Below are 13,733 nucleotides of genomic sequence, written 5' to 3'. Positions count from 1 at the left end.
GGCGAATCTCCCGATCCCTGAGAACACAGCCTATGTCAGAAATGCATTCGGCGCTGTCTGCTGGACAGCGCCGATGGGTATCAATGGATCAGGCCAACCCGCGACAGGTTGGGCAAGTGGCTGAGTTTGGGCTCTGGCCAGCTCATCCACACCGCGAAGGCCTTGCCGACAATGTTCCGGTCCGGAACCATGCCGTGCAGTTCCTTGGGAATGTTCGGGTCATCCCAGAAACGGCTATCGTTGGAGTTGTCGCGGTTGTCGCCCATCATGAAGTAATGGCCCGCAGGCACGGTCCACTGCTGGTCCGGCGGCATGCGATAACGGCTCATTTCCTTGCGGATCAGGTGTTCGGCCGCGCCGAGCTTTTCCTTGTACAGCTGAGCACTGCCCAGGGTACCCGGCTCGCTGCCCACCAGTTGTTCGGCAACGGGCTGGCCGTTGACGAACAGCCGCTTGTCGTTGGTGTAGCGGACCACGTCGCCCGGCAGGCCAACCACACGCTTGATGTAGTTGACATTCGGGTCGCTCGGGTAGCGGAACACCATCACATCCCCGCGTTGCGGGTCACCGATCTCGATGACCTTCTTGTCGATCACCGGCAGGCGAATGCCGTACGAGAACTTGTTCACCAGGATGAAGTCGCCCACTTCCAGGGTCGGTTTCATCGATCCCGAAGGAATCTGGAACGGCTCGACCAGGAACGAACGCAGCACCAGCACGATGAACAGCACCGGGAAGAACGACTTGCCGTACTCGACCAGCAACGGCTCCTTGTTCAGCCGTTCGACCACCGCCATCTCAGGCTGGCTGACGCTGCCCTGATAGTTGGCGATTGCCGCACGCCGGCGCGGGGCCAGGAACAGCAGGTCGATCAAGCCCAGCAGACCGCAGATGAAGACGGCGATGACTAGCAACAGCGGGAAATTTAGCGACATAGGACCTAGCTATCCAACCTGAGCACGGCGAGGAAGGCTTCTTGTGGAATTTCCACATTGCCCACCTGTTTCATGCGTTTCTTACCGGCCTTCTGCTTCTCCAGCAGCTTCTTCTTACGGCTGACGTCACCGCCGTAGCACTTGGCCAGTACGTTCTTTCTGAGCGCCTTGACGGTTGTCCGCGCAATGATCTGGCCGCCAATGGCTGCCTGGATCGCTACGTCGAACATCTGCCGAGGGATCAGTTCCTTCATCTTCTCGGTCAACGCACGGCCTTTGTAGGCCGCGTTGTCGCGGTGCACGATCAATGCCAGGGCATCGACCTTGTCGCCATTGATCAGTACGTCCAGCTTGACCAGGTTGGCCGACTGGTAGCGATCGAAATGATAATCCAGCGAAGCATAGCCGCGGCTGGTGGATTTGAGGCGGTCGAAGAAGTCGAGCACCACTTCGTTCATCGGCATGTCGTAACGCACCTGCACCTGACTGCCGAGGAACTGCATGTCGCGCTGTACGCCACGCTTCTCGATGCACAGGGTGATGACGTTGCCCAGGTGCTCCTGCGGAACCAGGATGGTCGCGGTGACGATCGGCTCGCGGAAGTCGGCTACAGCCGAGACGTCCGGCAGCTTGGACGGGTTGTCGACGACGATGGTTTCGCCGGTTTTCAACTCCAGCTCATAGATCACGCTGGGTGCGGTGGTGATCAGGTCCAGGTCGTATTCGCGCTCCAGGCGCTCCTGGATGATCTCCATGTGCAACATGCCCAGGAAACCGCAACGGAAGCCAAAGCCCAGCGCGTCGGAGCTTTCCGGCATGTACTGCAGCGAGGAGTCGTTCAGGGTCAGCTTCTGCAGAGCGTCGCGGAAATCCTCGAAGTCGTCGGAGCTGACCGGGAACAGGCCGGCGTAGACCTGCGGCTGAATTTTCTTGAAGCCTGGCAACACCTCGACCTCAGGGGTCGAGGACAGGGTCAGGGTGTCGCCAACCGGGGCACCGTGGATGTCCTTGATGCTGGCGATGATGAAGCCTACTTCGCCGGCTTTCAGATCAGCGGTCTGGGTGTGCTTCGGGGTGAAGACACCGACGCTGTCGACCAGGTGCACCTTGCCGGTGGACTTGACCAGGATCTTGTCGCCTTTCTTGACGCGGCCCTGGCGCACACGCACCAGCGAGACCACACCCAGGTAATTGTCGAACCAGGAGTCGATGATCAGCGCTTGCAGCGGTGCATCGATCTCACCTTCTGGCGCGGGGATGGTGTGCACCAGGCGCTCGAGCACCTCGTCAACGCCCATACCGCTCTTGGCGCTGCAGGCCACGGCGTCGGTGGCATCGATACCGATGATCTTCTCGATCTCGTCCTTGACGCGGTCCGGGTCGGCCTGGGGCAGGTCCATCTTGTTCAGGACCGGCATGACCTCCAGGCCCTGCTCGATGGCGGTGTAGCAGTTGGCTACGGACTGGGCCTCCACGCCCTGACCGGCGTCAACCACCAGCAGTGCCCCTTCACAGGCCGCCAGCGAACGCGAAACTTCGTAGGTGAAGTCGACGTGGCCGGGGGTATCGATGAAGTTCAGCTGGTAGGTCTTGCCGTCCTGCGCCTTGTAGTGAAGGGTGACGCTGTGGGCCTTGATGGTGATACCGCGCTCACGCTCCAGGTCCATGGAATCGAGCACCTGGGCTTCCATCTCGCGCGCCGACAGGCCACCGCACATCTGGATGAAACGGTCAGCCAGCGTCGACTTGCCATGGTCGATGTGGGCGATGATGGAGAAATTGCGGATATGACTCAAATCACTCACGGGTCAACACTCGAAAAGGCTGCGAGCCGGACGCCCGCCGAAAAATAGCCGGGAATTGTACCTTAAGCTGCTGGGTTATGGGAGATTCCTCTGTCCGACTGTACACAGCAATCATTCCGGCAATTGTGAAGATTCATGAAAAGGGCAGCCGAAGCTGCCCTTTCGCCTTGCGAAACCGCTTATTCAGCAAGCTTGAAGGTGATGAAGCTGGCGCGGCCCTGACGCAGCACGCGCATCGACACAGATCGGTTCTTCGGCAGTTCCTTGGCGATTTCGGTGAATTCCTTCGCCGAACCGATAGCCTGGTTGTTCAGATGGCTGATGACATCACCCGGGCGCAAGCCGATCATGGCTGCCGGGCCATCCTGCACTTCCTTGATGACCACGCCACCTTTGAGCTCCAGGGACTTTTTCTGCTCGGCGGTCAGGTCGGCGACCGATACACCCAGGCGGTTGCTGCTGCGCTCGGCGCCGCCTTCGGTGCCAGCGCCAATCTCAACGTCGTCATCCGGCAGCGCGCCGACGCTGATGTCCAGGTTCTGGCGCTTGCCATTGCGGATGATTTCCAGCTTGGCCTTCTCGCCATCCTTGAGGCCGCCAACCAGGTGCGGCAGATCGGCCGACATGACGATTGGCTGGCCGTTCATGCTGAGGATCACGTCGCCCACCTGCAGGCCGCCTTTGGCTGCCGGGCCGTTTTCCAGCACCTGGGCCACCAGGGCGCCCGCCGGTTTGTCCAGGCCGAACGATTCAGCCAGGTCCTTGTTGACCTCCTGAATCACTACGCCCAGCCAGCCGCGGCTGACCTTGCCGTCTTTCTTCAGCTGGTTGGAGACATCAATCGCCACGTCAATCGGGATGGCGAACGACAGCCCCATGAAACCGCCAGAACGGGTGAAGATCTGCGAGTTGATACCCACCACTTCGCCTTTCATGTTGAACAGGGGGCCGCCGGAGTTACCCGGGTTGATGGCCACGTCGGTCTGGATGAACGGTACGTAGGTGTCATTGGGCAGGGTCCGGCCCTTGGCGCTGACGATACCTTTGGTCACCGAATGGTCGAAGCCGAACGGCGAACCGATGGCCAGTACCCACTCGCCCACCTTGAGCTTCTCGGAGTCACCCAGTTTCACCGTTGGCAAATTCTTGCCATCGACCTTCAGCAGCGCCACGTCAGTACGCGGGTCGGTACCCACCAGCTTGGCCTGCAGCTCGCTACGGTCCGACAGGCGGACGATGATCTCGTCGGCATCGGCCACCACATGGTTATTGGTGAGCACGTAGCCATCACTGGAGATGATGAAACCCGAGCCCAGCGACTGCGCCTCGCGCTGGCGGTCGCCGCGCGGCGAGCGCGGCTGCTGGGGCATGTTGCGCTCGAAGAACTCGCGGAACATCGGCGGCAGGCCTTCCAGGTCCGGCATCTGGCCTGCGGCGATTCGGCGGTCAGGCAGCTTCTGCTTGGTACTGATGTTGACCACCGCCGGCGAAGCCTGCTCCACCAAGGTGGTGAAGTCCGGCAGGGCTTCCTCGGCCTGGGCGGTGAGGACTTGGCCGAGCATCAGCACAGCAGCGAACATCATTAGGTAGGATTTCAAGCGTGGTATTGACATACGACTCCCGTCACAACGAGCGGTAGTTTGGAAAGACCCCTGCACAACGCAGAAAGGCCAGGCTCTTCAAAGCCTGACCTATAGAAAATTTGCCGATGGATTGCAAATGACAATGCTTTAATTTCATTTCAGCCGTATACCCGCCCACCTTGGCTCGGCACGCAAAAGCGCGCCATTACTGGCGCGCCTGGGCATCCTGGGGGCGCATCGACAGGGCAACGCGCTCTGCCGTACCCAGCGGAATTTCGCCAACCACGGTCACCATCACCTTGCCCTTGGGTGTATTCAGGCGACGCGAGACTGCCGAGGTCGGGCCTAACTGGGTGCGCATGTCGGTGCCGCCATCATCGCTCACTTGCTCGATGAACACCGAAAAACGCGCCAGGCCGTCGTCATACATCAAGCTGCTGACCGAACTGTTGCGCTTGGGATCACGGCGTACCGAGCTGTTGACCAGCTCGAAACCGGGTGGCAGCCAGTCCGAACGCCAACCCGCGACGGTATCATTGCTGCCGGCCGCCACATGTTGCACCGGCTTGCAGCCAGCACCTGGGCGCAGGTCTGCGTCGCTGGGGACATCATCGGTATCGAGACGGGTCATCTGGAAGCGTTCCAGCAACTGCCCCTTGTCGTTGAGCATCAACGAACGCAGCGGCAAACCCGAGTGACGGTCCAGATGCAATTCGAATGCATAGCGATGCTGGTCGCGTGGCGAGAGCGTAATGATCACGGCATCGCGCCCGGCGACCCGTGACTTGCCTGCCACACTCAAATCGTACCAGCCCATCAGTTTCAGCGGATCAAGCACACGCGGTGCGGTATCCGGCGGCGCCGTGACACCGCTGGCCAAGGCCCCGCTGACGCACTCCACCTTGCCATCCACGCGCACGATTTCCTGGGCGGCGCCATCAAGCTGCAACAGCCGCTCGCTGACCTTGCCGTCGTCGACCCTGTGCCAGATGTCGTGGGAGGAGAAACTGCCGTTGCGTTCGTAGACGAACGACCCTTGATAGCTCTGTTTTTGCTCGGCCTGTGCCAGCTTGTTCAACCACTCACTCGCCTCAGGCGAAGAATTGGCCGCCAATGCTGGCACCGTCATGCAGCTGCCAATCAGCAGCGACAGGAGAGGTAGCGCGCGCATGATCCTCCTTACTTAACGGTTTTCCAGGCTGGCGGCGCGGGCATACGGCAATGCGGTTTCAGTGCCCTTGAGCGCAGATTCCTGGGCATGCTGGCGCAGGTAACCTGGCAGACGCTGATCCCAGCCGGCCTGGTTCTGCAGCACGCCATTGGCCATCGGCCCGGTCGGTTGCTCACTGCTCTCACTATAGCCTGCCAAGACGGCCGGGCCTTGCGCTTGTGGCACACTCAGGCCCTGCTGGACAGGCTGCTGGGCAGCAAGCTCTGCACCCGTGATCTCGTCCTGGTTGTACATACGCACACCCGCCAGCACTGCCACGGTAACCGAGGCGGCAACCGCCAGGCGACCAATGCTGCGCCAAGGGCCTTTCTTGACCTTGGCTGGCACGGCTTCGTCGGCCAGCGCCGCGGACACCGCCGAGGCGATATCCAGGTTAGGCAGCAGCAGCTCCTTGTGCATGGCTGCTCGGGCAACCTGGTAACGCGACCAGGTGGCACGGGTTTCGGCGTCGTCGACGGCGTTCAACACCCGACGCAGTTCCAATTCATCCGCTTCGTTATCCATCACCGCGGACAGCGATTCCTGCAAAGCTTCACGACTCATGGCGGTTCCTCTCTTGGCGCTGTCGCCGCTGTCTCAGGTTTCCTGCAACAACGGCTGCAGGGCTTTATCTATGGCCTCCCGAGCGCGGAAGATTCGAGAGCGCACGGTACCCACCGGACATTGCATGACACTGGCAATGTCTTCGTAACTCAGCCCGTCGAACTCGCGTAGCGTCAATGCCGTACGCAGGTCTTCGGGCAGTTGCTGGATGGTGCGATGGACAGTGCCTTCGATTTCATCCCGCAACAACGAGCGCTCTGGGGACTCGAGATCCTTGAGACCATGATCGCCGTCGTAAAACTCCGCATCCTCGGAGCTCACATCACTGTCTGGCGGCCGTCTTCCACGGGACACCAGGTAATTCTTCGCCGTGTTGATGGCGATGCGGTACAGCCACGTATAAAACGCACTGTCGCCGCGGAAGTTGCCAAGCGCACGGTAGGCCTTGATGAAGGCTTCCTGTGCTACATCCTGGGCCTCGTGGGTATCGTGGACAAACCGCACGATCAACCCGAGAATCTTGTGCTGATACTTCAGCACCAACAGATCGAAAGCTCGCCTGTCGCCGCGCTGAACGCGCTCGACAAGCTGCTGATCCTCTTCCTGGGTTAGCATGAACACTCCTCAGTGAACTCGAAGGAGCGTTGCATCAGCCATCGCTCAGGCTTGCAAACATAGACTCGGGCTTTGCGCAAAAGTTCTCCCCTCCAAGCAAGTTTCCTGCAGCCCTTGGTCGGCTTGCACGGAAGACGCGGCGCGGTCACGGCCGGCTACGTCGATAATCAGGTTTCAAATACGCAGGGGTAAAGCCCGGAAAGGCCTGCCGCCCTGCGTCGCCGCGGCAAATTGTGGCGTACGGGCAGCCTTCATAGGATTTCCGGCCATGTCGGAAAGTTCCCACAAAGGTCGTCGCAACCTGGCAAGTGGCATGGAAATTGGCCACCCGGGGCTGCTATAAAGGCATCCCGGCCACGTTTAACGATAGTTTCACAATGCCATCCGCGCGTGACCATTGTGCCGTGCCCCTCCCAAAGATTACTAGTGTCCCGACATGAGCCAACAATTCCAACATGATGTCCTGGTGATCGGCAGCGGTGCCGCCGGTCTCAGCCTGGCACTTAACCTCCCCAGCCACCTTCGCGTTGCCGTATTGAGCAAGGGCGACCTGTCCAACGGCTCGACCTTCTGGGCCCAGGGCGGCGTCGCTGCAGTACTGGACAATACCGATACTGTGCAGTCGCATGTCGAGGACACCCTCAATGCCGGCGGCGGGCTGTGCCATGAAGACGCCGTGCGCTTTACCGTCGAGCACAGCCGCGAAGCGATCCAGTGGCTGATCGAACAAGGCGTGCCCTTCACCCGCGATGAGCACTACAGCGTCGACGATGGCGGTTTCGAGTTCCACCTCACCCGTGAAGGGGGCCATAGCCACCGGCGCATCATCCATGCCGCCGACGCTACCGGCGCGGCAATTTTCACCACGCTGCTGGAACAGGCTCGCCAGCGCCCGAACATCCAGCTGCTGGAACAGCGGGTGGCGGTCGACCTGATCACTGAACGCCGCCTGGGCCTGCCCGGCGAACGCTGCCTGGGCGCCTACGTGCTCGACCGCAACACCGGCGAGGTGGACACTTTCGGCGCGCGCTTCACCGTGCTGGCCACGGGCGGTGCGGCCAAGGTCTACCTCTATACCAGCAACCCCGATGGTGCCTGCGGCGACGGTATCGCCATGGCTTGGCGGGCCGGCTGCCGAGTGGCGAACCTGGAATTCAACCAGTTCCACCCGACCTGCCTGTATCACCCGCAGGCCAAGAGTTTCCTGATCACCGAAGCCCTGCGCGGCGAGGGCGCCATGCTGCGCCTGCCCAACGGCGAACGTTTCATGCCACGCTTCGACCCACGCGAAGAGCTGGCCCCGCGGGACATCGTGGCCCGCGCCATCGACCACGAGATGAAGCGCCTGGGCGTGGACTGCGTATACCTGGACATCACTCACAAGCCCGCAGATTTCATCAAGAGCCACTTCCCCACCGTGTACGAGCGCTGCCTGGCCTTTGGCATCGATATCACCCGTCAACCTATCCCGGTGGTGCCTGCGGCGCATTACACCTGCGGCGGGGTGATGGTCGACGACTGCGGCCACACCGATGTGCCTGGCTTGTATGCCATCGGCGAAACCAGTTTCACCGGCCTGCACGGCGCCAACCGTATGGCCAGCAACTCGCTGTTGGAATGTTTCGTGTACGGTCGCGCCGCCGCTGCCGACATCCAGGCGCACCTGGAGCAAGTGGACATGCCCAAGGCCCTGCCCGGCTGGGACGCCAGCCAGGTGACCGACTCGGACGAGGACGTGATCATTGCGCACAACTGGGACGAACTGCGGCGCTTCATGTGGGACTACGTCGGCATCGTGCGCACCAGCAAGCGCCTGCAGCGGGCCCAGCACCGCATTCGCCTGCTGCTGGATGAAATCGACGAGTTCTACAGCAACTACAAGGTCAGCCGTGACCTGATCGAGCTGCGCAACCTGGCGCAAGTGGCCGAATTGATGATCCTGTCCGCCATGCAGCGCAAGGAAAGCCGAGGGTTGCATTACACACTGGATTATCCAGGGATGCTGGACGAGGCCAAGGACACCATCCTCAGCCCGCTCTGAAAACGGCGTCGCGGCCTTCGCGGGCTCGCCCGCTCCCACAGGGGGTTAACTGCCTTGCAGCATTGCGCATTACCTGTGGGTGCGGGCGAGCCCGCGAAGAAACTGACCCGATCCTGATCTATGTCCGGCTCACCGCAGCCCAGCGCCGCCGGCTGAACTTCAATCGCACGCGCAACCGCCGATGCTCATCCGGCCCCAGCGCATCCCGCGGTACGCACTGGCTCTGCCCCAACCACCGCCCCGCCCGCTCAAAGCGCAACACCACCAGCCCAGGCAAAGCCACGCTGTCCCGGCACAAGCGCACTGACTGCCACCCACAGGCACGGCTGAACACCTGCCAGCCCCGCGCATCACGGCGCAGGCCGACAACCGCATGCTCATGGGTCAACAGGATACGTCGGGGGATGGCCCAGCCAGCGTGGGCCGTGCAGGCGGCGACAACCGAAAAGGTCAGCCACCCGGGCAGCGGGCTCGCCCACACGGCAAGCCACGCCAGTACCTGACAAGCCAGGTAGGCCACCAGCAGCAGGCGCGAGCCATGCCAGCGGCACTCGAAGCACTCACTTGGGCTGGACACGGTCCAGAATGATACGGACCATGCGCTGCAGTTCCGGGTCTTCGGACTCGGTGCGCTCCATGAACCAGCCGAACATGTCCTGATCCTCGCAGCTCAAGAGACGCACGTACAGTTCACGGTCGGTCTCATTGAGGGTGGGGTAGACTTCCTGGGTGAAAGGCACCAGCAGTACGTCCAGTTCCAGCATGCCGCGGCGGCTGTGCCAGAAAAGCCGGTTGAGTTCAGTTTGTTCGACCATGGGGCCCTCCTCGAATGGGCCGCCAGTATACAGCCAGGCGCGCGAAGCGACACCGGGCGTTGGTCTAGTCACCTACCTATTTTGTTACCGGCGTTCTATGATGGCCGCCAGTCTTTAGCCACCGCGATGACCCATGGCCGATTCCGCTTTCTTCTGCCCCCTGTCCCACGAGGGCATCCTCGCCGTCCGCGGCTCCGATGCAGGCAAGTTCCTGCAAGGCCAGCTGACCTGCAACATCAACTACCTCAGCCAGGAACACGCCAGCCTCGGCGCCCGCTGCATGGTCAAGGGGCGCATGCAGTCGAGCTTCCGCATAGTGCCCGAGGGCAACGGCTACTTGCTGGCCATGGCCAGCGAACTGCTCGACGCGCAACTGGCCGACCTGAAAAAGTACGCCGTATTCTCCAAGGCCACGCTGACCGACGAAAGCACCGCATGGGCACGCTTCGGCCTGCAAGATGGCGACACCGCGCTGCAGGCGCTGGGGCTTGTCGTGCCCGCAGCCGCTGGTAGCACCGTGCGCCATGACGGGCTGATCGCGATCGCCGTGTCCGCCGGCCGGGTTGAGCTGTGGGTGCCGGCGGCTGACGCCGAGCCTGTACGCCAGGCCCTCGCCGCAGCGCTGCCCGAAGGCACGCTCAACGACTGGCTGCTGGGCCAGATTCGCGCAGGTATCGGCCAGGTCATGGGCCCGACCCGTGAACTGTTCATCCCGCAGATGATCAACCTGCAGGCCGTCGACGGCGTCAGTTTCAAGAAAGGCTGCTACACCGGCCAGGAAATCGTCGCCCGCATGCAGTACCTGGGCAAACTCAAGCGCCGCCAGTACCGCCTGGCTCTGGACCAGCAGGCCATTCCGGCCCCGGGCGCCGAGATCTTCTCGCCCACCCATGGGTCGTCGGTCGGTGAAGTGGTCATTGCTGCCGGCAACGGCGCCGGCTGCGAACTGCTCGCAGTGCTGAGCGCCGAGGCGGTGGAAGACGGCAACCTGCACCTGGGCAGCCTCGAAGGCCCGCGCCTGCAGGTGCTGACCCTGCCTTACGAACTGGACCGCGACCGGGAAATCCAGCGCTGACCAGCCTGCCCCACCCCTGTGGCGGGGCCGCACCACCACTGCGGTAGACATGCCCATGAACAAGCTGGCCGAGTTGGTTCAAGCACAATTGCTCGACGCCATCGAAAAGGATGACCTGGTCCTGCCAACCCTGCCCGAGGTTGCCTTGAGCATCCGCGAAGCAGCGGAAGACAACGAGATCAGCGTAGCGGCCCTGAGCAAGGTGATCGGCCGCGACGCGGCCCTTTCAGCGCGCCTGATCAAGGTCGTCAACAGCCCACTGCTGCGTGCTGCGGTCGAGGTGACCGACCTGCATACCGCCATCACGCGGCTAGGCATCAACTACAGCTGCAACCTGGCCATCGGCCTGGTGATCGAGCAGATTTTCCATGCCCGCTCGCCGGCAGTCGAGCAGAAACTGCGCGATATCTGGGCCAGTAGCCTGGAAGTGGCGGGCATCAGCTACGAAATCTGCCGTCGCTTTACACCTCTGAAGCCTGACCAGGCCACCTTGGGTGGGCTGGTCAACCAGATTGGCGCGCTGCCGGTACTCATCTATGCCGAAGAGCACAACGAACTGTTGTCCGACCCGGTTTGCCTGCATTACGTGATCGAGCAACTCCAGCCGGTGCTGGGGGACAAGATCCTCAAGGCCTGGGAGTTTCCGGAGCAGTTGGTCAACCTGCCGAGCCAGGTTCATGACCTGGACCGCCAGACTGACAAGATCGATTACATTGACATCGTGCAGATCGCCCGCTGCATCAGTCAGCGCGGGCGCCACCGGCCATTGGCTGCGCTGCCGGCTTACCGCCATCTGGGTCTGCCGTTCGGCACCGAGCTGGAGGTCGATGAACTGCTAGAGGCGCGGAGCATGTTGCGCTGAGCTGTAACAGCCTGCCTGGGCCCTTTCGCAGGTGAGCCCGCGAAAGGGTCGACACAGGCAAACCCTCAATCCGCAATAAAACTCACCCGCACCCGCAACCCGCCCTTCTCGCCATCATGCAGGCTCACCTGCGCCAGGTGCGCCCGACAGATCTCGCCAACGATCGCCAGCCCTAGTCCACTGCCCTGCGCACTTCGCCGGTAGAAACGCTCGAACACCCGTTCGCGCTCGGCCTCGGGAATACCTGGCCCGTCGTCTTCCACTTCCAGCACCGCCGGCGCCATTACCCGCAAAATCACATTGCCACCCGCTGGCGTATGCGCCAAGGCATTGTCCACCAGGTTGCTCAACAACTCGTTGAGCAATGTCGGCTCCCCCTTCAGCCACACCGGCGCCTCGGCCTCCAGCGCCAACGCCACCCCGCGCTTGTGCGCCAAAGGCGCCATGGCCATGCCCAATTCGCGGGCCAGCTGGCTCAAATCCAGACGCTGCGCACCGCCCTCGGCAATGGCCCGTGCGCCATTCTCGACCCGTGCCAACGACAGTAGCTGGTTGGCCAGGTGGGTCAGCCTGTCGGTGCCCTGGGCTGCAGACTCCAAGGTCTGCCGCCACTCCTGTGGCTCGGCCGAGCGCAAGCCCAGCTCGACACGTGCCTTCAACGCCGCCAGCGGCGTTCGCAGTTCGTGGGCCGCGTCGGCAATGAACTGCGCCTGGCGCTCGAACTGGCCGCGCAAGCGCTCGGTAAAGTGGTTCAAGGCGCGCACCAGCGGGCCCAGCTCGCGCTGTACCTGTACCACCGGCAACGCTCGCAAGTCGTCCGGCTGACGTTCCTCCACCGCTGTGCGCAGGCGCTCCAACGGCCGCAACGCGGCACTCACGGCAAACCACACCATCACCAACGCCCCCAGTGCCAGCATGCCCAGGCGCAGCAGGGTATCGGCCATCAGCCCTCGGGCCATACGCACCCGCGCTTCCTCGGTTTCGGCTACGCGGATTTCTGCCATGCCGTTCATGTTCGGCTCGCTGACCGGCTTCAGCAGGCTGACCACACGAACGTCCTGGCCCAGGTAAGTGGCGTTGTAGAACCGTGCCAATGCCGGATAGTCGTCGGTGCGCGGCGTGCCAGGCGGCGGTGGCGGCAGGTTCTCGTAGCCAGAAATCAGCCTTTGCTGGATATCCAGCACCTGATAGTAAATGCGCCCCGCACTGTCATAGGCGAACGTGTCCAGCGCCACGTAAGGCACATCCGCGCTCAACGAACCATCGCGCTGCGACAGGCCCGCGGCGATGGTTCTCGCCGAAGCCAGCAGGGTGCGGTCGTAGGCGGTGTCGGCGGCCTCGCGGCCATTCCAGTAGGCGCTAAGGCCGCTGGCCAGCATCAGCACCACCAGCAACAGCGCCAAATTACCCAGCAAGCGCCCGCGCAGGCTGCCGTTGTCACGCATCGCGGTGCTCAAGCAAATAACCCAGACCACGGAAAGTGACGATGGCTACGGGGTGCCCGTCGAGCTTCTTGCGCAGGCGGTGAATGTAGATTTCGATGGCGTCAGGGCTGGCTTCTTCGTCCAGGCCAAACACCTGGGCAGCCAGCTGCTCCTTGCTCATCACCCGACCCGGGCGGGCGATCAGCGCTTGCAGCACACTCTGCTCGCGTGAGGTCAGCGTCAGGTTGTCATCACCGAGGGTGAAGCGCCGGGTGTCCAGGTCATACACCAACGGCCCACAGCGTTGCTGTCGCTCGCCACCGAGCACACTACGGCGCAGCAAGGCCTTGACCCGCGCTTCCAGCTCGGTCAGCTCAAACGGCTTGGCCAGATAATCGTCGGCGCCCAGGTTCAGGCCATGGACCCGGTCCTTGACGTCGCTGCGCGCAGTCAGCATCAGCACTGGCAAGGTTTTGCCACGGCCTCGCAAGCGCGCCAGTACCTCAAAGCCGTCCATGCGCGGCAGGCCGACATCCAGCACGGCCACGGCGTATTCCTCACTGGCCAGCGCCAAGTCGGCAGCCACGCCGTCATGCAGCACATCTACGGTCAGGCCATGGCTTTTCAAGGCCAGGGCCACGCTTTCGGCCAGTTGCAGGTGGTCTTCGACCAGTAGCACACGCATCGGATTCTCCCGGCTCGGGTGGGGCGGTGGCGCGGAGTGTACCGCTGTCACCACGCCTGTGAAGCCCCTCGTGACAAACCTTTCACGCTGAAAGGTTAGCGAAAGGTTCGTTGCCTAGC

The 13,733-nt window shown here is 62.3% G+C and carries 13 protein-coding genes; 3 read left to right on the top strand and 10 right to left on the bottom strand.

The features are described from left to right. Positions 1-80 precede the first annotated feature (80 nt). The 6 genes from lepB to rpoE all read right to left on the bottom strand — a co-directional run bounded on the left by lepB (position 81) and on the right by rpoE (position 6,712). Positions 81-935 carry a signal peptidase I gene (gene lepB / locus I8746_RS17985; protein ID WP_012053603.1) on the bottom strand — a complete coding sequence of 285 codons (855 nt, stop codon included), beginning with the start codon at positions 933-935 and terminating at the stop codon, positions 81-83. A 5-nt stretch (positions 936-940) separates the two neighbouring features. Next, on the bottom strand, positions 941-2,740 hold the full coding sequence (gene lepA / locus I8746_RS17980) for a translation elongation factor 4 (RefSeq protein ID WP_010952535.1): 1,800 nt from the start codon (positions 2,738-2,740) through the stop codon (positions 941-943). A 179-nt stretch (positions 2,741-2,919) separates the two neighbouring features. Further along, entirely contained in the window at positions 2,920-4,323 is a 1,404-nt protein-coding gene (locus I8746_RS17975) for a DegQ family serine endoprotease (RefSeq protein WP_014859165.1), read from the bottom strand. A 205-nt stretch (positions 4,324-4,528) separates the two neighbouring features. After that, on the bottom strand, positions 4,529-5,494 hold the full coding sequence (locus I8746_RS17970) for a MucB/RseB C-terminal domain-containing protein (protein WP_121784021.1): 966 nt from the start codon (positions 5,492-5,494) through the stop codon (positions 4,529-4,531). Between the two features lie 12 nt (positions 5,495-5,506). Next, positions 5,507-6,097: a sigma-E factor negative regulatory protein gene (locus tag I8746_RS17965; protein WP_003252050.1), complete on the bottom strand. Its 591-nt coding sequence runs from the start codon at positions 6,095-6,097 to the stop codon at positions 5,507-5,509. 33 nt (positions 6,098-6,130) lie between these two features. Continuing rightward, entirely contained in the window at positions 6,131-6,712 is a 582-nt protein-coding gene (rpoE, locus tag I8746_RS17960) for an RNA polymerase sigma factor RpoE (protein ID WP_003252049.1), read from the bottom strand. 436 nt (positions 6,713-7,148) lie between these two features. Here rpoE and nadB point away from each other — a divergent pair, with 436 nt between their 5' ends. Continuing rightward, entirely contained in the window at positions 7,149-8,753 is a 1,605-nt protein-coding gene (nadB, locus tag I8746_RS17955; RefSeq protein ID WP_221100906.1) for an L-aspartate oxidase, read from the top strand. 118 nt (positions 8,754-8,871) lie between these two features. Here the strand turns inward: nadB and I8746_RS17950 are convergent, their stop codons facing one another. Further along, positions 8,872-9,330: a protein YgfX gene (locus I8746_RS17950; RefSeq protein WP_221100905.1), complete on the bottom strand. Its 459-nt coding sequence runs from the start codon at positions 9,328-9,330 to the stop codon at positions 8,872-8,874. Next, positions 9,314-9,568 carry a succinate dehydrogenase assembly factor 2 gene (locus I8746_RS17945; protein WP_003252043.1) on the bottom strand — a complete coding sequence of 85 codons (255 nt, stop codon included), beginning with the start codon at positions 9,566-9,568 and terminating at the stop codon, positions 9,314-9,316. Before I8746_RS17945 ends, I8746_RS17950 begins: the two co-directional genes overlap by 17 nt. 133 nt (positions 9,569-9,701) lie before the next feature. Between I8746_RS17945 and I8746_RS17940 the strand changes: the two genes are divergently transcribed. Both I8746_RS17940 and I8746_RS17935 read left to right on the top strand, forming a co-directional pair. Then, positions 9,702-10,643, top strand: a complete 942-nt coding sequence (locus I8746_RS17940) for a folate-binding protein YgfZ (protein ID WP_004575166.1) — start codon at positions 9,702-9,704, stop codon at positions 10,641-10,643. 55 nt (positions 10,644-10,698) lie between these two features. Next, on the top strand, positions 10,699-11,505 hold the full coding sequence (locus I8746_RS17935) for an HDOD domain-containing protein (RefSeq protein ID WP_004575165.1): 807 nt from the start codon (positions 10,699-10,701) through the stop codon (positions 11,503-11,505). A gap of 65 nt (positions 11,506-11,570) precedes the next feature. On the opposite strand, the gene I8746_RS17930 is transcribed toward I8746_RS17935, so the two are convergent. Both I8746_RS17930 and I8746_RS17925 read right to left on the bottom strand, forming a co-directional pair. Next, positions 11,571-12,950, bottom strand: a complete 1,380-nt coding sequence (locus I8746_RS17930) for a sensor histidine kinase (RefSeq protein WP_012053609.1) — start codon at positions 12,948-12,950, stop codon at positions 11,571-11,573. Continuing rightward, a complete protein-coding gene (locus I8746_RS17925; RefSeq protein ID WP_003252029.1) occupies positions 12,943-13,614 on the bottom strand; it encodes a response regulator in 672 nt (223 codons plus the stop codon). Before I8746_RS17925 ends, I8746_RS17930 begins: the two co-directional genes overlap by 8 nt. Positions 13,615-13,733: the final 119 nt, after the last annotated feature.

Source organism: Pseudomonas sp. USTB-Z, from assembly GCF_019691255.1.
In the GTDB taxonomy this organism is placed as follows: Bacteria; Pseudomonadota; Gammaproteobacteria; order Pseudomonadales; family Pseudomonadaceae; genus Aquipseudomonas; species Aquipseudomonas alloputida.
The sequence above is the reverse complement of the archived record's forward strand: the minus strand, read 5'-3'. Positions and strand labels throughout refer to the sequence as shown.

Coding starts and splice junctions, on each gene's coding strand:
- lepB (WP_012053603.1), bottom strand. CDS start 935: ATGTCGCTAAATTTCCCGCTGTTGCTAGTCATCGCCGTCTTCATCTGC.
- I8746_RS17975 (WP_014859165.1), bottom strand. CDS start 4,323: ATGATGTTCGCTGCTGTGCTGATGCTCGGCCAAGTCCTCACCGCCCAG.
- I8746_RS17970 (WP_121784021.1), bottom strand. CDS start 5,494: ATGCGCGCGCTACCTCTCCTGTCGCTGCTGATTGGCAGCTGCATGACG.
- I8746_RS17965 (WP_003252050.1), bottom strand. CDS start 6,097: ATGAGTCGTGAAGCTTTGCAGGAATCGCTGTCCGCGGTGATGGATAAC.
- rpoE (WP_003252049.1), bottom strand. CDS start 6,712: ATGCTAACCCAGGAAGAGGATCAGCAGCTTGTCGAGCGCGTTCAGCGC.
- nadB (WP_221100906.1), top strand. CDS start 7,149: ATGAGCCAACAATTCCAACATGATGTCCTGGTGATCGGCAGCGGTGCC.
- I8746_RS17945 (WP_003252043.1), bottom strand. CDS start 9,568: ATGGTCGAACAAACTGAACTCAACCGGCTTTTCTGGCACAGCCGCCGC.
- I8746_RS17940 (WP_004575166.1), top strand. CDS start 9,702: ATGGCCGATTCCGCTTTCTTCTGCCCCCTGTCCCACGAGGGCATCCTC.
- I8746_RS17935 (WP_004575165.1), top strand. CDS start 10,699: ATGAACAAGCTGGCCGAGTTGGTTCAAGCACAATTGCTCGACGCCATC.
- I8746_RS17930 (WP_012053609.1), bottom strand. CDS start 12,950: ATGCGTGACAACGGCAGCCTGCGCGGGCGCTTGCTGGGTAATTTGGCG.
- I8746_RS17925 (WP_003252029.1), bottom strand. CDS start 13,614: ATGCGTGTGCTACTGGTCGAAGACCACCTGCAACTGGCCGAAAGCGTG.